The organism is Brevundimonas sp. (assembly GCF_965278935.1).
Lineage (GTDB): Bacteria > Pseudomonadota > Alphaproteobacteria > Caulobacterales > Caulobacteraceae > Brevundimonas.
The window spans coordinates 3,190,841-3,209,140 of sequence record NZ_OZ257124.1 but is presented as its reverse complement, the minus strand read 5'-3'; the positions used below and the strand labels follow the sequence as shown (position 1 = coordinate 3,209,140).

Below are 18,300 nucleotides of genomic sequence, written 5' to 3'. Positions count from 1 at the left end.
GGCGTCCTCAGACCGTCATCTGCTGGTCGTCGCGCATGGCGGAGCCCTGGCGGAACACCTCGGCGAGCATGAAGACGATCAGGATGCCGAGCCAGGATCCGAGGTCGGCGTCGTAGTCGCGTGTGGTCACGCCCTCCGCCAGCGGTCCGCAGAAGACAATGATCGCTGCGGAGAGCTGAACACCGATCAGTCCCAGTCCGACGCCTTGCAGACGGCCCACGTTGGCGGGCTCGAAGGCGTCCCCCTGATTCACCGCCAGGAAAATCCGGCGCAGGCGGTTGATGATCCACCAGGTGCTGGCTGCGGCGACGAAGGCGGCGGCCCAGGTGAACCGCTCCGTCAGAAGGATCGCACGATCCGGATCGCCGGGTGCGCCCGCCAGCCCGTCGAACAGCCCCGCGGCGAAATCCGGCACGAAGAATGAAACGAGAAAGGCCAGTCCGACCAGTACGGTCCCTGTGGCGATGAACACATTGAAGAACCCGAGAACCCAGCGCATCACGCTGGCAACCGAGCGACGCCCGATCAACTTCATATCGAAACCCTCCCCGCCGCGTCCTTGCGGCCATGTCGATAGTCGATATGGACGCATCGTTTATCAATCAAGAAATATCTCGATAAACGATATGAAACTTTCGTAAGGTTCAAGCTCGGGCGACGCGGGCGGCCTCCAGTCGCAACAGCTTTTCGTGCAGGGGAGACCAGTCGTCGGCGCCGTCGATCGCCGCCCAGATCGTCTCGACATCCTCGATCAGCATCTCCTCCGGTTCGGGGCGGGCGAAGGTCGGGCTTTCCAGTCTTTCGGGCCGGTCGGGTTCGTGTTCGAACAGGGCGAAGCGGAAGGCGTCGAAGGCCTCGCCCTGCCATTCCGTCGCGCGCGGGCCCGTGAGGGCGCGGGCCGAGGACGAAAAGCCGGCGAACCAGTCGTGGAACAGGGGCTCCCAACGGATCGCTTCGCCCTTCTCGCGCAGCAGGGCCAGGGTCGTATCGAGCAGCCGCTGGTCGGCGGCTTCGCCCAGGCTCTTCACGCCGAGCCGGTCGAGAAAGGCGGCGCGCAGTTCGCGGATATAGGCGGGGCCGAAGCCGTTGAGCGCCTCTGTCAGAGGTTCGACCTCGGCGACCAGCTTCAGACAACCGGCCAGCTGGGTCAGGTTCCAGAACACCGCCTCCGGCTGGCGGGCGAAGGCATAGAGGCCGGTGGAGTCGAAATAGGCGGCGGTGAAGCCGGGCTCGTAGGAGGGCAGCCAGCGCCAGGGGCCGTAGTCGAAGCTCTCGCCCGTGACATTCAGATTGTCGGTATTGAGGACACCGTGGACGAAACCGGCGGCGATCCAGCGGGCCGTCAGCCGGGCCGAGGCGGCGACGATGGCGGCCAGCAGGCCGGGCGCGTCTCCCTCGGCCACGGCCGGGTGGTAGAGGGCGCGGACATGCTCGACCAGGGTCTCGATCTGGTCGGTGCGGCCAAAGAAGGCGGCGCGCTGGAAGGTCCCGAAGCGCACGTGGCTGTGCTGCAGCCGGACGAGGACGGCCGAGCGGGTCGGGGAGGGTTCGTCGCCGCGTTCCAGGTGCTCGCCGGTCTCGATCAGCGACAGGGCGCGGCTGGTCGGAACGCCCTGGGCCTCCAGCATGGCGGCGGCCAGCACCTCGCGCACGCCACCCTTCAGCGTCAGCCGTCCGTCTCCCGAGCGGGACCACGGCGTCGTGCCTGAACCCTTTGTGCCGAGGTCCAGTAGACGGCCGTCATGGGCCCTCATCTGCGCCGCGAGGAAGCCGCGTCCGTCGCCGAGGTCGGGATTATAGGTGCGGAACTGGTGCCCGTGATAGCGCATGGCGACCGGTCCGGGCTGGCCGGGCAGGGGCTGGAAGCGTCCGAAATGGGCGATCCATTCCGCGTCGGTCAGGCTGTCGAGGCCGACGGTCGCGGCCGCGCGGTCGTTGCGGACCCTGAGGATAGTCTGCGGGAAGTCGGCGGGGCCGACGGCGTCGCCATACTCGTCCCCAAGATCGAAGAAGCGGGGTTCAGAGCGATAGGCGGGACCGACGGGCATGGACGGCAGATGAAGCCTCGGGCGATCCTGCGCAACCGCCTCCCGCGCGGAAACGGTTGAAGCCGCCGCCTCATCCGCTATCCTCCGCCGCAGAGATCAGGCCCCACGGCCAGGCTGGCGTCGCGACCCTTTCGATAGGTGGATGTGACGAACCCGGTCCGGCGTCCGTCGATAACCGGACGCCACGGAACAGACCTTTCCAGACCGGAGGCCGCCGTGGCGCGCAAGTGGACACTCGATTTCCTCAAGACCGAGGCCGCCTCGGGCGCCGTGCTCGGCCTGGCCGCGATCGCCGCGCTGATCGTGGCCAACTCGCCGCTGTCGGACGCCTATTTCTACTGGCTGAAGAGCGAGCACCTGTTTCAGGCCGGGCCGCTTTCGCTGCAGCTGACGGTGTCCGAGTGGATCAAGGAAGGGCTGATGGCCCTGTTCTTCCTCGTGGTCGGGCTGGAGATCAAATACGAGATCCTCAAGGGCGAGCTCAGCGATCCGAAAAAGCTGGTGACCCCGGTCGCGGCGGCCCTGGGCGGGATGCTGGCCCCGGCGGGGGTCTATCTGCTGTTCTCCGCAGGTCTTCAGGGGCCGCATCAGGGCTGGCCGATCCCCCTGGCCACGGACATCGCCTTCGCGCTCGCCGTCTTCGCCCTCGTCGGCAGGGGGCTGCCCTCGTCGCTGCGGGTCTTTCTGCTGACGCTGGCGATCGTCGACGACCTCGGCGCCATCGGGCTGATCGCCGTTCTGTTCAGCGAGGGCGTGGAGTGGGCGCCCCTCGCCTGGGCCGGGGCGCTGCTGGGGTTCGGCGCGCTGATGTCGAGGCGGCGCATCCCCGCGCCCTTCTGGGTGATGGGGTTTCTCGCCGTATGGTGGCTGAGCGTGCAGGCGGGCCTGAGCACTTCGCTGGCCGCGGTCGCCTTTGCCTGCATCGTGCCGGTGAGCCCCCGCGCCGCCGATGGTCAGAGCCCGCTGAAGGAGGCGATGCACGACCTGCATCCCTATGTGGCATATCTGGTTCTGCCTTTGTTCGCCTTCGCCAAGGCCGGGGTGTCGTTCGCGGGGCTGTCGCTGGACCAGCTGCTGGCCCCGCTCGTGCTCGGCGTCGCGGCGGGGCTGTTCGTCGGCAAGCAGCTGGGCGTGTTCGCCGCCGCCTGGCTCGTCACGCGTCTGGGGCTCGGTGCGAAACCCGGTCAGTCGACCTGGCTGCAAGTCTACGGCGTCTCTCTTCTTTGCGGGGTCGGTTTCACCATGAGCCTGTTCATCGGCGCACTGGCGTTTCCGGGCGCGGTGGATTCGCCCGAGCAGGTGGAGGTCAAGCTGGGTGTAATCCTGGGCTCGGTCCTCTCCGGCGTGTCGGGCGGGGTCATTCTCTGGATCGCGTCGAGGCGAGCGTCAGGTTCCACGGCGTCGTCCGCGTCGATTACTGAATCTTAAGACGCGAATATTGACCTAAGGTCATCACATTCTGTCGCTTTCGCGTCACACAGGGCGCTGTCGCAAGGCTGAAACATGGCGTGAGCCCAGCCTTCGCCTTGTCCCACAGTGCGGCTTGGACTACGAAAAACCCACGAGAATCCGACGCTCCGCCAAGAGAGTAAGGGTTGGGAATCAGGAAACGCCGCGACGCGCCCCGGGAAGGGGGCGTCCGGCCATGAGCCGGGAGCCATCCATGCGTCTTACTCAAGTTCTTCGTTGCACCGCGTCCGTCGCCGTCGTCGGCGCCGTGGCCTTCGGCTTCGCCGGGGTCGCCTCGGCCCAGGACGGCCAGCAATCCACGGTCGACGACATCATCGTCACCGCCCAGAAGCGCGAGCAGAACCTGCAGGACGTGCCGATCGTGGTCACCAGCCTGTCGCAGGAGACCCTGTCGGACGCAGGCGTCAAGGACATCAAGGATCTGCAGATCCTGACCCCCGGCATGACCGTCACCTCGACGTCGTCGGAAGCCTCGACGACCGCCCGTATCCGCGGCGTGGGAACCGTCGGTGACAACCCCGGTCTGGAAAGCTCGGTCGGCGTCGTGATCGACGGCGTCTATCGTTCGCGCAACTCGGTCGGCTTCGGCGACCTGGGCGAACTGAGCCGCATCGAAGTGCTGAAGGGTCCGCAAGGCACCCTGTTCGGCAAGAACACCTCGGCCGGCGTCATCAACATCCTCACCGAAGCCCCGTCGTTCACGCCGGGCTACAATGCCGAGTTCACCGCCGGCAACTACGGCGCCCTGGGTGTATCAGGTTCGGTGACCGGTCCGATCTCTGACACCCTGGCCTTCCGCCTGTACGGCGCGCGCCGGGTCCGCGACGGGTTCTACACCGTCGATACGGGTGACGGCCCGCGTCCGGAAACCGATGATCAGAACCAGGACTTCGGTTCGGTTCGCGGCCAGCTGCTGTGGCTGCCGAACGACAGCACGTCGTTCCGGTTCATCGCCGACTACACGTCGCGGGACGAGTATTGCTGCACAGGCGTGCAGATCCGCTCGTCCTCTACCCAGCCGGCGATCGACACTCTGTCCAACGGTAACGGTGCCCGTCCGCCGGTTGCGACCGCGCCGAACGGCGGCCTGCTGCCCTTCTCGCGTATGGCCTACGCCAACCGCTCGAGCGGCCAGGAGATCGAAGACAAGGGCGTGTCGCTGGAAGCCAACTTCGACCTGCCGTCGCTGTTCGGCGGTGCGACTCTGACCTCTGTGACCTCGTACCGCGACTGGTCTACCGACCTCGGCCAGGACATCGACTACACGGGCGCCGATATCGCCTATCGGGTCCAGGACGGTCAGAACGGTTACGGCGTCGAGAATCTGACCCAGGAGTTCCGCCTCGCGGGCGCCACCGACAAGCTGGACTGGCTGGTCGGCGTCTTCGCCACGAAGGAAACCATCAACCGCCGCGACAGCTGGTATTTCGGTTCGGACTATACGCCGTTCATCTCGCTGCTGCTGACGGCGAACCTGAACCGCGCGAGCCCCTCCATCCCGGTCAGCGGTGGGGCCGTCGGCTGCTTCACTCGCACGGGCCAGACTGGAACGTCGGCAGGCCTGCTAGGCTGCCTCGCCAGCGGCGGCACCGGCATACTGCCGGTCGGACCGGGTGGGGCCAATGTCACCGTTCCGACCGCGGTCGGTTCGGGCCCCGGCTTTACCCTCGGTCAGGGTTATGCCGACACCTACGATCAGGAATCGACCTCGATCGCCCTGTTCACCAACAACACCTTCCACGTCACGGACGCCTTCGACCTCACCGTGGGCCTGCGCTACACGATGGATGACAAGTCGCTCGATGCTCGCCAGCAGAACGTGAACGGCAACGGCGCGACCTGCACGGCCGCCCAGCTGAACGCCGGCGCCATCGCTCAGGGGCTCGGCGCCGCCAATGTCGGCGGTATCCTCGGCGCCCTTTGCCTGCCCTTCGCCAACAGCGCCTTCAACAACCGCACCATCAACGAGTCGACCGACGACAGCGAGCTGAGCGGCACGATCAAGGCGTCCTACCGTCTGAACGACTCCGTGCTCGGCTACGTGTCGTATGCTCGCGGTTACAAGAGCTTCGGCTACAACCTCGACCGCGTGCACCGTACCGGCACCATCACGCCGGTGACGACGCTGTACTTCCCGTCGGAGTATGTCGACAGCTACGAAGCCGGGGTGAAGATGACCCTGGTCGAACGCACCCTGCTGCTGAACGCCACCTACTTCGACCAGACGTTCGAGAACTTCCAGCTCAACACCTTCAACGGCGTGGGCTTCACCGTCGAGCCGATCCCTGAGCTGACCTCGCGCGGCGTCGACGCCGACATGGTCTGGTTCACTCCGGTCGAGGGTCTGAGCTTCCAGGGCGGCGTGACCTATACCGACGCGCAGTACGGTGTGTTCACTGCGGCCGACCTGGTCGATCCGAACAACTTCCCGGCCGCGTCGCTGCTGCCTGGTTCGCGTCCGTCGTTCGCGCCGGAATGGTCGGCGTCGCTGTCGGTCAACTTCGACCGCAGCCTCGGCAATGGCCTGCGCGCCGGCTTCAGCCTGGCCGGCAAGTACATGACGGAATACAACACCGGTTCGGACCTGCTGCCGTTCAAGTTGCAGGACGCCTTCTCGACGGTGAACGGCCGTATTTCGATCGGCAGCGAGGACGACCGCTGGACCCTGGAAGTCTGGGCCCAGAACCTCACCGACGAGGAATATCTGCAGGTCGGCTACAACGGCCCGCTGCAAGGCACCGCCTTCCAGAGCACCGTGCAGACGACCGGCACCAACCCCGGGACCTTCTACAACGGGAACCTGGACACCCAGACCTACGACGCCTTCCTCGGCGCACCGCGCACCTTCGGCGCGACGCTCCGCATCCAGTACTGATCCCGGCCACAACCGGGACGCCTGAGCCGGCCGGGGGCAACCCCGGCCGGCTTTTTCTCGGCCGAGATCAGAAGGTCGCAGGGTGAAGGGTTGGCGCCTGGACCGTGTCGGCCATCAGGCTGCCGACCTTCCAGGGCGGCCTTGTCCGGCGATGTGATCGACCACAAGGGACCGGCCCGCATGCGGCGCGGGTCCAGACGACCTCACCTGAACGATCACGTCGGGTGCGAGGCCGCCACGTCCGGCCTCGTGACTGTCTGGACGGGACCGGTGGCTGGCGGACCCGCAGGTCGCCATTGGGCGCGGTATCGCTACTGCGCGGGACGCCCTTCCGGGAAGGCCTCGACGGCCCGTCGTCAGACCCGGGCGGGGCCGCCGACTACTCGGCGGGTTCGGCCGCGCCCGCCTGCGTCTGGTGCTGGCTCGCGAACATCCCGCCCATGCGACGGCGCGCCCATCCGGACACGTCGTCGACGATGGTGAAGATCGGCGGGATGAACAGCAGGGACAGGAAGGTCGAGGAGATCAGCCCGCCCACGACCGCGATAGCCATCGGCTGACGGAACTCGACATCGGCGCCCCAGCCCACGGCCACCGGGATCATGCCGGCGCCCATGGCGAAGGTGGTCATCAGGATGGGGCGGGCGCGCTTGTGCGCCGCGTCCATGATGGCGTCGATCCGCGCCATGCCTTCCTGTTCGGCGATGACGATGTAGTCGACCAGCAGGATGGAGTTCTTGGCCGCGATCCCCATCAGCATCAGCACCCCGATGAGGGACGAAATGGAGAAGCTGGACCCGCCGACCATGAGGGCCACGAAGGCGCCGCCGATGGCGAGCGGCAGCGAGGCCATGATGGTGATCGGATAGGCGAAGCTGCGGAACAGCAGCACCAGAACCGCGTACATGAGCAGGATGCCGGTCATGAAGGCGATGGCGAAGCCGTTGATCATCTCGGCGATGAATTCCTGGTCGCCCGCAGGCACCTGACGGACGCCTTCGGGCAGGTTCTGGACCGAGGGCAGTTTCTGAACCAGAGCGCCGGCTTCGCCCGAACGGATGCCGTCCAGTTCGGCCGTGATCGAGGCGATCCGCGAACGGTCCTGACGCAGCACCTGGGAAGGCCCGGCGCCGAACTGGATGTCGGCCACGGCGCTCAGCGGCACCGCACCGCCGGTCGCGGTCGGCACCCGCAGGTTCTCGATCACCGACAGGTCCTCGCGCGCGTCCCGGGTCAGGCGCAGGCGGATCGGCACCTGACGGTCGCCGAGATTGTATTTCGGCAGGTTCTGGTCGACGTCGCCGATGGTGGCGACGCGGACGGCCTGGGAGATGGCGCTGGTCGAGACTCCCATCAGGGCGGCCTGATCCGGACGTGGCGTGACCAGAATCTCGGGTCGGGCGATCGAGGCGGTGTTGACGACGTTGGCCAGGCCCGGAACCGTGCGCATCTCGGCCTCGACCTGACGCGCGGCGGCGACCAGGGCCTCGCCGCTGTCCGACAGGATGGAGAATGTATAGCTTGTGCCGTCCGACGGCCCGCCGCCTTGCTGGGCGATGCCGGCTCCGATGCGGGCGCCCGGAATGTCCTTCCAGCTGTCGACCATGGTGCGCGCGAATTCCTGCTGGCTCAGATCGCGGTCGCCCTTGGGCAGCAGATCGGCATAGAGGTTGGCCTGATTGACTTCCTGGCCGCCGACGGAGGCGTAGACGGAAGTCACTTCCGGCCGGGCGCGCAGGTCACGGGTCAGACGCTGAACGATGGCGTCGGTCTGTTGCAGCGTGGCGCCCGGCGGCAGTTCGATGGAGAAGCCCGCGCGGGCGACATCGCCGGAGGGCTGGAACTCGAACGGCACCCTCGTGGCCAGGACGCCGCAGCCGATGAACAGGGCCGTGCCGATGGCGAAGACCTTCCAGCGGTTCTTCAGGCTCCAAGTCAGCGACTTCAGATAGGCCGCCATCCAGAACGGATCACGGTCCTCGTGCTTGTGGTGCTTCAGCAGATAGGCGGCCATCAGGGGCGTCAGGGTTCGCGCCACGACCAGGGAGAAGGCCACGGAGACGCAGGCGGCCAAGGCGAAGGCCTTGAAGAACTGGCCGATGATGCCCGGCATGAAGCCGACCGGAGCGAAGACGGCGATGATGGTCGCGGTGGTGGCGACGACGGCCAGACCGATCTCGTCGGCGGCCTCCATCGAGGCGTTGTAGGGCGACTTCCCGTCCCGCATGTGCCGGACAATATTCTCGATCTCGACGATGGCGTCATCGACGAGGATGCCGATGGTCAGGGACAGGGCCAGAAGGCTGACCACGTTCAGCGACTGACCCATGGGCCCGAGCACCGCGAAGGCGGGGATCAGCGACAGGGGCATGGCCATGGCGGTGATGAAGGTCGCCCGCCAGTCGCGCAGGAAGATGAAGACCACGATGACGGCCAGAACGGCGCCGAGCAGCAGGGCCTCCAGCGAGGCGATGTAGCTTTCCTCAATCTGTTCGACGCTGGCCGTGACCTGCTGGATCTCCAGCTCGGGATGGTCCTCGTCGATCTTGGCGACCGCCTCGCGGACCTTCTCGGCGATCTTCACCTCCGAAGCGGTGCGCGAGCGCAGGAAGTTGAAGGTGATGGCTTCCTGGCCGTTGTAACGGGCCAGACGGCGCGGCTCGGACCAGTGGTCCTCGACCGTGCCGAGGTCGCCCAGACGCACGGTGCGGCCGCCGCCCAGCGGGATCAGGGTCTCGCGCAGGCCATCGATCGAGGTGGCCGCGCCCAGGGTGCGGATCGACCGCTCGGAGCCCGAGATGGTCACGCGCCCTCCCGGCTGGTCGGAGTTGACGCCGGTCAGGGCCTGGCTGACCGCCGCCGCCGTCAGGCCGTAGGAGGCCAGGCGATCGGGATCGAGTTCGACGGCGATCTCGCGATCCACGCCGCCTGAGCGGTTGACCTCGCCGACGCCCTTGATGGCCAGCAGGGTGCGGCTGATGTCGTTGTCGACGAACCAGCTGATCTCCTCCGGCGTCATGGTCGAGGAGCGGACCACCCAGGTGATCAGGGCGTCGCCGGTGATGTCGATGCGCTGGACCGCCGGCTCCTGCATGTCCTGAGGCAGGTCGGCGCGCAGGCCGCTCATGGCGTTGCGAACGTCGTTGGTGGCGCGTTCGGTGTCGGTGCCCAGCTCGAACTCGATGGTCGTCGAGGACACGCCGTCCATGACCTGGGAGTTGATGTGGCGCACGCCCGACAGCCCGGCGAGGGAATCCTCGATCAGCCGCGTGACCTGGACTTCCATCTCGCTGGGCGCCGCGCCCGGCCGTGCGGCCGTGACCGCCACCAGCGGGAAGTCGATGTCCGGATTGTTGTTGATCCGCATGTTGTTGAAGCTGAGCAGACCGGCGATGGTCAGCAGCGTGAACAGCAGGATGATCGGGATCGGATTCCTGATCGACCAGGAGGAGATGTTCTTCATGGTCAGGCCCTAGCGCGCGGCAGGAGCGACGGGGGCAGGGGCAGCGGCGGCTGGAGCGCGGGCGGCGACGACGTTGACGCGATCTCCGTCGCCGAGGAAGCCCGCGCCGTCGACCACGACCTGGGCTCCGGCGTTCAGCCCGGTGACCGAAGTCCGTTCCGCCGACCGGGACAGCACCGTCACCTGCTGGAAGCGGACGTGGTTGTTGGTCATCAGGACATACACGCCCGAACGGTTTTCGCGGTACAAGACGGCGGCCGTGGGCACGGTGATCGTCGGCTGGGCCCCGACGTCGATCTCGGCCTTGGCGAACATGCCGGGCCGGAAGCCGCCGCTGCCCGACAGGGCGATGCGCGCCGTCCCGAGCCGGTTCTCGGCGTCGACCTCTGGCGTCACGATGCGGACGCGGCCCGTCGTCTGGCCGACCTGATCGGAAGAGATGGTCGCCGACTGGCCGGCGCGGACGAGGGCCAGCTCGGTCTCGGGCACCTGGGCGTCCAGCTCCAGTCGGCCGTCACGGACCATGCGGAACATTTCGGTCCCGGCCTGGACGATCTGGCCACGGGTCACGCTGCGGCTGATGATGAGACCGGCGACCGGCGCCCGCAGGGTCGCCTGCGCGAGGCGGGTCTGGGTTTCGGACAACGATGCCCGCGCCGAAGCCAGGTTCGCGGTCGAGGCGCGCTGGTTGGCCAGGGCCGTGTCGAGCGAGGCCTGGCTGAGGAAGCCGCGCTCCTTCAGTTCCTGCGACCGTGCCAGGGCGGCGTCGTCGCGGGCCAGATTGGCCTGGGCTGTCTGCACCCCCGCTTGCTGCTGACGCAGCTGCGCCTGCAGCAAATCGTCGTTGAGCTGGACCAGGGGCTGGCCCTGCCGGACGTAGGCGCCCTCGTCGACATAGACGGCGGTGGCGACCAGGCCGCCGGTCTCGGAGCCGACAGGCACCTCTTCCCAGGCCGAGACGCTGCCCGAGGCCGTGACGACGCGCGGCAGGTTGGTCAGGGCGGCGGCGGCCACCGTGACGGTCGGTCCCGACGCGCCGGGCGCGTCGGACTTCTTCTCTTCTGCTCCACCTCCGCAGGCGGCGACGGTCAGGCCGAGCCCGAGGACGAGCGCGAGGGCGGAGGTGCGGAGAAGGCGGGTCGAGGACGTGGGGGCCACGGAGCGATCCTGTATGTCTGGGCGGGCGAAGCGGCGCCGGCAGGGGAGGTCAACCGGCGATGACATCCGGCGAGCCGGGCCTCATACCGCGTTCATGCCTTGCCCTCAAACGGCAAGCGCCGCCATTACTACGATGTAATCCGTGCCGAATGCGGTTGCGAAACAGGGTTGAAAGCCTGCTGCGTTGGCGCTGACGCGTCACCCATGCTAACCGCGCCGCACCATGACGACGCCCCCCATCGAACGCATAAGAAATTTCAGCGTGGTTGCCCACATTGACCACGGCAAATCGACGCTGTCGGACCGGCTGATCCAATTCACCGGAGGGCTGACCGCGCGTGAGATGTCCGCCCAGGTTCTCGATAATATGGACATCGAGAAAGAGCGGGGGATCACGATCAAGGCCCAGACCGTCAGGCTGAACTATACGGCGCGTGACGGCAAGGATTATATTCTTAATCTGATGGACACGCCGGGGCACGTCGACTTTGCCTACGAGGTGTCGCGCTCACTGGCCGCATGCGAGGGCTCGCTGCTGGTCGTCGATGCGTCGCAGGGGGTCGAGGCCCAGACCCTGGCCAACGTCTATCAGGCGATCGACAACAACCACGAAATCGTCCCCGTCCTGAACAAGATCGACCTGCCGGCGGCGGAGCCGGAGCGGGTGCGCCAGCAGATCGAGGACGTGATCGGCATCGACGCCTCCGACGCCGTCCTGTGCAGCGCCAAGTCGGGCATCGGCATCGAGGATGTGCTGGAGGCCATCGTCACCCGCCTGCCGGCGCCGAAAGGCGACCCCGACGCGCCGCTGAAGGCCCTGCTGGTCGACGCCTGGTACGACCCCTACCTCGGCGTCGTCGTTCTGGTCCGCGTGTTCGACGGCACCCTGAAGGCCGGGATGCGCGTCAAGATGATGCAGAACGGCTCGACCCACCTGATCGACCGGGTCGGCGTCTTCCTGCCCAAGAATACGCCGGTCGAAAGCCTCGGCCCCGGCGAGGTCGGCTTCATCACCGCCCAGATCAAGGAAGTGGCCCACGCCGCCGTCGGCGACACCATCACCGACGAACGCAAGCCGACGGCCGAGCCGCTGAAGGGGTTCAAGGAGGTCCAGTCGGTGGTCTTCTGCGGCCTGTTCCCGGTCGACGCCGCCGATTTCGAGGACCTGCGCGCCGCCATCGGCCGGCTGCGCCTGAACGACGCCTCCTTCACCTACGAGATGGAATCCAGCGCCGCCCTCGGCTTCGGCTTCCGCTGCGGCTTCCTGGGTCTGCTGCATCTCGAGATCATTCAGGAGCGGCTGAGCCGCGAGTTCAACCTCGACCTGATCGCGACGGCGCCGTCGGTGGTCTACAAGATCGGCCTGCGCGACGGGCGCGAGATCGACCTGCACAACCCCGCCGACCTGCCCGACGTGATGCAGATCGAGACGATCAGCGAGCCGTGGATCAAGGCCACCATCCTGACGCCCGACGAATACCTCGGCAGCGTCATCAAGCTGTGTCAGGACCGGCGCGGCTCGCAGGTCGAACTGTCCTACGTCGGGTCGCGGGCGCTGGTGGTCTATGAGCTGCCGCTGAACGAGGTCGTGTTCGACTTCTACGACCGGCTGAAGTCGATCTCGAAGGGCTATGCCTCGTTCGACTACGAGATCACGGACTACAAGGTCGGCGATCTGGTCAAGATGAGCATCCTGGTCAACGCCGAGCCCGTCGATGCCCTGTCGATGCTGGTCCACCGCGCCCGCGCCGAGACGCGCGGCCGGGGCATGGTCGAGAAGATGAAGGAGCTGATCCCGCCCCACATGTTCGTCATCCCGATCCAGGCCGCCATCGGCGGCAAGATCATCGCGCGGGAAACGGTGCGGGCCCTGCGCAAGGACGTGACGTCGAAATGCTACGGCGGCGACGCGACGCGGAAGAAGAAGCTGCTGGAGAAGCAGAAGGCCGGCAAGAAGCGGATGCGCCAGTTCGGCAAGGTCGAGATCCCGCAGGAGGCGTTTATCGCGGCGCTGAAGATGGACGAGGATTGAGGGCTAGCGGCTATTCCATCAGTTCCGCAGAAACCCACCTCGCGAAACGAGGTAAGTCGTGGAACCAGAATACTTCAACGCCGCCTTGGGCGAGCTCAAGGACGTCGTCTGCGCGATACACGCCTTGGAGCATAGCTCCCGTCTTCAAGGTCCGGCCGTATTCCACACGCCAAGCGTCGGCCTTTTCGCTGATGTCGTTGAGGCGCTTGGTTGAGTTGGTGCTGTCGTTCGAGACCTTGCATTCCAAAGCCAGAATGAACGCTTGTCCCAACCCGATAGCGACGTCGATCTCCTTCGTGCGCGAGCCCGCTGTGAAACGTGCCTTTTGCAAGAAATGCTTCCTCTCGATCCCTTTCGCACGATCGATCGTGCGGGCCGATTGATAGGTCCAGTCGTCGTCCAGTAGGAGATCAGCGACGGACTGTTCTTGAAACGCAGAGGCGTCCATTCGCCTTTGTGTTTGGATATTCTGCTGGGCCATCATCGGAGCCGCATGGAGAAAGATGGCTCTGATCTCTTTCAGGGATGGTGCTCGGTTTGATCCAAGCCAGGATGAGAGTTCGACATCTCTCCACTCCGAAAATGCCGCATCAATCGCAAGCGCCCGTTCTGAAGAAATTGGTGAGCCCGAGTTTTCACTGCCCTTGCCATACGGTTTGCAAAGCAGGTGAAACTGATCCTGACTTTTTGGCGGAGCCATTAAGAAACGCAACACACGGACCGCACGCGCTGAGCGTTCAAGCGCGCTAGGAATTCCCCGCAAATAATTTGTTTCGCGAAGGGCGAGTTTGATAGCCCGACGCGACTGCCATTTGAAATCCTTCCACATCGCTGCTTCCCCCGACGGGGACGCGGCGTCTCGGTAGAGCGTTTCCGCAATCGCGGTTTGCTCTCTGTGATAAGCCGTTTCTTCAGGCGACAACGGCGACCTTAGCTTTCAGCGCAGACCGCTTAGCCGGAGCTTGCAATCTAGACGCTCCATTCCGGCGTTGCTCTCGCGAAGTGTAGTCAATCGCCGCCTGCAATTTTGCAGGGAGTGGCGCTATGACGACGTTCGTCATCTTCGGAGCGGGGGCCTTCGCGTTGACGTGGTCGCGAAGCGTTTCACCAATTCTCTCTGCAAGGAGTGGCGGCACCGCATTTCCGATCTGACGGTACTGATCAACTCGCCCACCGGCGAAAGCCCAATCTTCAGGGAAGGTTTGCAACGCAGCGCATTCGCGCGGCGAAAGCCGCCGCAGTCCGTGGATCGAGTCACGAATCCAATCTTGCTGGGCATTGGCGGTGACTGTTCGGGCAGGACGCCGCAGATCGGCGACGAACGCACCTTGTTTGTATCCCCAATGGCCTCCCGGACGCGTGGTTTCCCGCTTGCCGGGGCTTTTAACACCCGAACCGGCCGGAATCTCTGCCAGCTCGAGGGCCAGTTTTCCGGAAGGCCGAATGACCTCATCTGCTTCGAGAGGAGCCAGTGCCTCCAGCGCGTTGGCCATGGAAATCCAGGAAGCCTCGCCTGCTTCGCTATTTTCCCTATGCGATGCCGCCGGGATCGGTGGTTCGTCTCCAAGGCGATAGCCGATCAGGATCACACGAACACGCCGTTGGGGTACGCCGTAATCGGCGGCATTGAAAAGTTCGACTCGAGTCTGCCAACCCGCGCTGAATAACGCCTGCCTGATGGCGGCCAACGCACTGCCTGGAATGCCGTCCGAGCCACGGGCGGTGATCAGCCCCCGCACATTTTCGAAGAGCAGCCAACGGACATCGAGTTGTTTGGCAACCCGAAGGTAGTCCTCGAACAACCTGCCGCGCGGGTCATTGAATCCAAGTTGATGGCCTGCGCTGCTCCACGACTGGCATGGAGGCCCGCCAGCTAGCAGGTCGATGTCTCCGCGACGCCTGCCCATTTCAGCAAGCATGCGAGCGCCGGTCAGATCGCGAATATCCGCTTGGCGGATCACACCCTCGCCATGGAAGCGGCCCGCTGCTGCGTTCAGCTTCAGTGTTGCGGCCGCATGCTTGTCGAAATCAGTTGCGTAAAGGCAATCCCAGCCGGCGCGTTGCAAGCCGATGTCCAAGCCGCCAGCGCCGGAGAAAACCGAGACAAACGTAGTCATGCTAAGCCCCTGACGTGCCTCGCGCGCATCACGCCACGAGAAGGTTAACGGGCCCTGAAGCTATCAGGAACAAATAAAGAACACAACGTTTCCGTTTCACGGATGGGTTGAGTCTTCAGCCTTCCTATCGAGATTCGACCCGGATGCCGTGCCGAAACCCATGTCCGTCCGTCGCTTCACTGGCAGCGAAGTGAAAATCGGGACACTCTGCGAGGGTGGGGAATACGATGAACAAGTCTCGTTGGATACAGACCGTTGACCGTTTGATGAAGCGGGACTGGTGTATCGATACCGCCGACGCGGGCTTGGACGATGCTGAGCTGTCTCGCTATTGGTGGGAGGGCGACGAGCCTGCGGTCTTTGTTGCGTGGTTTGCCGAGAAGCACGACCTCATCCGGTTCGAGCGTAACCCCTTCCGACCAGCCCGGGCCTGACGCCGGTCGATGCCGAACTACTGGTGGGTCAATCACAAACAGACGCTGCGTCAGGAGATCGACGGCCAGTATCTGTGGGCGCCCAAGGCGGAGCGGAACGGGGCTCGAAGCCAGTTCTACGACAACATGCGCTTGGCCTCGCCGGGCGACATCGTGATGTCCTATGCGAACGGCAAGATTGGCTGGATCGGGCGGGTTGCGGAGTTCGCCTTCACGGCGCCTAAGCCTGCGGAATTTGGCGCCGTCGGCGCCTATTGGGACCACGAAGGGTGGCTGTTGCCCGTCTATTGGACGGAGTTGGCGCCCGCCGTTCGCCCGAAGGCGATGATCCAAAACCTAGGGCCGTTGCTCCCCCAGAAGTATTCGCCGATCAGCGCCCTGACCGGCGATGGAAACCAGAAGGCCTACCTCGCCAGCGTGCCGCAGGAGGTGTTCGAGATGATCGCCGCTGGTGCGGCCTTCAGCCAAGACGCTCTCGCGCGCGGCGGAAGCAATAGCCTGACCTTCGACGTTGTCACCGAGATACTCGATGACACCATCCAGCGCCGCATCGAACAGGATGCGGGGCTGGACACCACCGTCAAGCAGACGGTCATTCAGGCGCGACGGGGTCAAGGCGCGTTCCGAAAGAACGTTGAAGCGAGGGAGCGCGCATGTCGGTTGACCGGTATCACGAACTCTTCGCTGCTGATCGCCAGTCACATCAAGCCGTGGCGCGTTTGCCAGACAGCCACCGAGCGTCTTGATGGCGCGAACGGGTTGTTGCTGACGCCTGACGCCGACCATTTGTTCGATCGCGGCTTCATCAGCTTCGGCGACGCGGGCGAGGTGATTGTCTCGCCGCGTGTGCCCGACGAAGACATGCGCCGTCTCGGCTTCGAGCAACTTCTTCGACAGAGGTTTGGCGTCAGTGAGCCGCCGTCAGTGTGGATGACGGATGCGTTCCATCCCGCTCAGAATGGCTATCTCGCCTATCACCGGAGCCAAGTGTTCATCGCTTAGCAGCACCCATACCCATCAACACATCCCCCGATTTCGCCTTACCGATCAAAGGCCGGGATTATTTAGGGGCTTTATCCGCGCATACACTCGCGAGGCCCGCACACTGTCGGGATGAGCAGAGCCTGTGCAGAAGCCCCCGCCACACACTTCCGTCTGAAGCCCGAGACCTGGGCGATCATCGCCGAGGAGTACAAGAACGGGGCGATGGCCAAGGATCTGGGGGCCAAGTGGAAGGTCTCGGCGACGACCATCTATCGCTACGCCTGCCGGGACGGCTGGACCAAGAAGTCGATGGGCGACGCGCGGGCGCGGGCCCATGCGCGGATGGTCGAGGAGGAGGAGGCGGCGCACCGGTCGCTGAACCCCGTGGGGTCGCGGGCGCTGAAGGCGCTGTTCGTTCCGGCGCCCGTCGACGATCCCGATTGCTCCGATCCGGCGGCGCTGGCGCGGGCGGCGATCCTGGCCTCTGGCCGGGCGATGAAGGGGCGGCTGTGGTCCGAGGCCAAGGCTCTGGCCGGGCTGGCGGAGAGCTATGGCCGGCTGGCGGACCGGGCGGCGGCGGTGGGGATGAACGCCTATAACGTGCCGCTGAGGGTCGTGGCCGAGGTGCTGGACGATGCGGGCGGGACGGTGTCCGACCGGCTGAGGATCGGTCCCCACGATGTCTACGATCCCGATCTGGCGGTGAAGACCCTGTGGCGCGAGCGCCGGCTGAAGGTCGAGGACAGGGTCATCGCAGGACAGGCGGCGGGCCTGTCCGAAGAAGAGGCCTGGCGCAGGGCGCTGGAGCAGGAGCCGCCGCCGCCCGGGCGGCGGAAGCGAAGCTGACGCGCCGCCGGGCCGGGGTCGGACCCGATGCCGGGCATGACGATTTCCGCAAGCCGCTTGCCCCGGGGCGGGGCCGGGGCCTAGTCTGGATTGTGGCCGAAAAGCGCGGCGGCGGGAGTGAGCGGGCGTGAGGCTGGAGTTCGGTATCGTTGCGGCCCTGATGACGGGCCTGATCGCCGGACAGGCCCTCGCCCGGACTCCCTCCGGCCAGACTCCCCCCGCCGGGTCCGTGCCGATCTTCCAGCCCGGGGCGCCCGGACAGCCGTCGCGGATCGTGACCGCCGAGGAGGCGATGGCGCTGGGCCGCACGACCTTTACCGAGGCGGACGTCGGCTTCATGCAGCATATGATCGTGCACCACGCCCAGGCGGTGGAGATGGTCGAACTGCTGGAGACGCGCGGGGCGGACCGGCGGGTGAAACTGCTGGGGCGTCGCATCGCCCTGAGCCAGGCGGCCGAGATGGCCGTGATGCGCGGGTGGCTGCGGGAACGCGGGCGGCCGGCGGAGATGCCGGGCATGGATCATGCCGGGATGGATCACGGCATGATGAACCATGCGGGCATGAGCCACGGCGCCATGAACCAGGGCGCGGGGCCCGACGACACGCCGGTGATGGCCGGGATGCTGACGCCGCGCCAGATGCGGACGCTGGCGGCGGCGAGCGGGCCCGACTTCGACCGGCTGTTCCTGGCCGGAATGATCCAGCATCATCGGGGGGCGATCGACATGGTCGGCGCCCTGATGGCGACGCCCGACGCCGCCCAGGACACCCTGTTGTCCGACTTTACCAACGCCGTCGTCGCCGATCAGTCGACCGAAATCCTGCGCATGCAGTCCCTGTCCGCCGAACTCTGAACCCGTCGCATTTCAAT

General features: G+C 65.7%; 13 protein-coding genes. 7 read left to right on the top strand and 6 right to left on the bottom strand.

Annotation, left to right across the window (positions count from 1 at the left end):
* Positions 1-7: 7 nt before the first annotated feature.
* Complete coding sequence (locus tag ACQY68_RS16010) at positions 8-535, bottom strand: DUF2975 domain-containing protein (protein ID WP_428150710.1); 528 nt, start codon at positions 533-535, stop codon at positions 8-10.
* Between the two features lie 109 nt (positions 536-644).
* Entirely contained in the window at positions 645-2,048 is a 1,404-nt protein-coding gene (locus tag ACQY68_RS16005) for a protein adenylyltransferase SelO (protein WP_428150708.1), read from the bottom strand.
* Positions 2,049-2,264: 216 nt separating this feature from the next.
* Between ACQY68_RS16005 and nhaA the strand changes: the two genes are divergently transcribed.
* Together nhaA and ACQY68_RS15995 are read left to right on the top strand one after the other, a co-directional pair.
* The gene (nhaA, locus tag ACQY68_RS16000) at positions 2,265-3,476 is read left to right on the top strand and encodes a Na+/H+ antiporter NhaA (protein ID WP_428150707.1); all 1,212 of its coding nucleotides are present in this window, start codon (positions 2,265-2,267) and stop codon (positions 3,474-3,476) included.
* Positions 3,477-3,711: 235 nt separating this feature from the next.
* Positions 3,712-6,393, top strand: coding sequence for a TonB-dependent receptor (locus tag ACQY68_RS15995; protein ID WP_428150705.1), 2,682 nt, complete (start codon positions 3,712-3,714; stop codon positions 6,391-6,393).
* A gap of 379 nt (positions 6,394-6,772) precedes the next feature.
* On the opposite strand, the gene ACQY68_RS15990 is transcribed toward ACQY68_RS15995, so the two are convergent.
* Both ACQY68_RS15990 and ACQY68_RS15985 read right to left on the bottom strand, forming a co-directional pair.
* The gene (locus ACQY68_RS15990) at positions 6,773-9,856 is read right to left on the bottom strand and encodes an efflux RND transporter permease subunit (RefSeq protein ID WP_428150703.1); all 3,084 of its coding nucleotides are present in this window, start codon (positions 9,854-9,856) and stop codon (positions 6,773-6,775) included.
* Between the two features lie 9 nt (positions 9,857-9,865).
* Positions 9,866-11,014: an efflux RND transporter periplasmic adaptor subunit gene (locus ACQY68_RS15985; RefSeq protein WP_428150702.1), complete on the bottom strand. Its 1,149-nt coding sequence runs from the start codon at positions 11,012-11,014 to the stop codon at positions 9,866-9,868.
* A 223-nt stretch (positions 11,015-11,237) separates the two neighbouring features.
* Between ACQY68_RS15985 and lepA the strand changes: the two genes are divergently transcribed.
* Positions 11,238-13,046 (top strand): translation elongation factor 4, encoded by a 1,809-nt coding sequence (lepA, locus tag ACQY68_RS15980; RefSeq protein ID WP_428150700.1) that lies wholly within the window; start codon positions 11,238-11,240, stop codon positions 13,044-13,046.
* 10 nt (positions 13,047-13,056) lie between these two features.
* On the opposite strand, the gene ACQY68_RS15975 is transcribed toward lepA, so the two are convergent.
* Positions 13,057-13,875, bottom strand: coding sequence for a XamI family restriction endonuclease (locus ACQY68_RS15975; protein WP_428150699.1), 819 nt, complete (start codon positions 13,873-13,875; stop codon positions 13,057-13,059).
* An 82-nt stretch (positions 13,876-13,957) separates the two neighbouring features.
* Positions 13,958-15,163: a DNA cytosine methyltransferase gene (locus ACQY68_RS15970; RefSeq protein ID WP_428150698.1), complete on the bottom strand. Its 1,206-nt coding sequence runs from the start codon at positions 15,161-15,163 to the stop codon at positions 13,958-13,960.
* A 227-nt stretch (positions 15,164-15,390) separates the two neighbouring features.
* On the opposite strand from ACQY68_RS15970, the gene ACQY68_RS15965 reads away from it, so the two are divergent.
* From ACQY68_RS15965 to ACQY68_RS15950, 4 genes are all read left to right on the top strand, one after another.
* Complete coding sequence (locus tag ACQY68_RS15965; RefSeq protein WP_428150696.1) at positions 15,391-15,597, top strand: hypothetical protein; 207 nt, start codon at positions 15,391-15,393, stop codon at positions 15,595-15,597.
* Between the two features lie 9 nt (positions 15,598-15,606).
* Positions 15,607-16,599 carry an HNH endonuclease gene (locus tag ACQY68_RS15960; RefSeq protein WP_428150695.1) on the top strand — a complete coding sequence of 331 codons (993 nt, stop codon included), beginning with the start codon at positions 15,607-15,609 and terminating at the stop codon, positions 16,597-16,599.
* Between the two features lie 111 nt (positions 16,600-16,710).
* Positions 16,711-17,427 carry a hypothetical protein gene (locus tag ACQY68_RS15955; protein WP_428150694.1) on the top strand — a complete coding sequence of 239 codons (717 nt, stop codon included), beginning with the start codon at positions 16,711-16,713 and terminating at the stop codon, positions 17,425-17,427.
* A 127-nt stretch (positions 17,428-17,554) separates the two neighbouring features.
* Positions 17,555-18,283 carry a DUF305 domain-containing protein gene (locus ACQY68_RS15950; RefSeq protein WP_428150692.1) on the top strand — a complete coding sequence of 243 codons (729 nt, stop codon included), beginning with the start codon at positions 17,555-17,557 and terminating at the stop codon, positions 18,281-18,283.
* Positions 18,284-18,300: the final 17 nt, after the last annotated feature.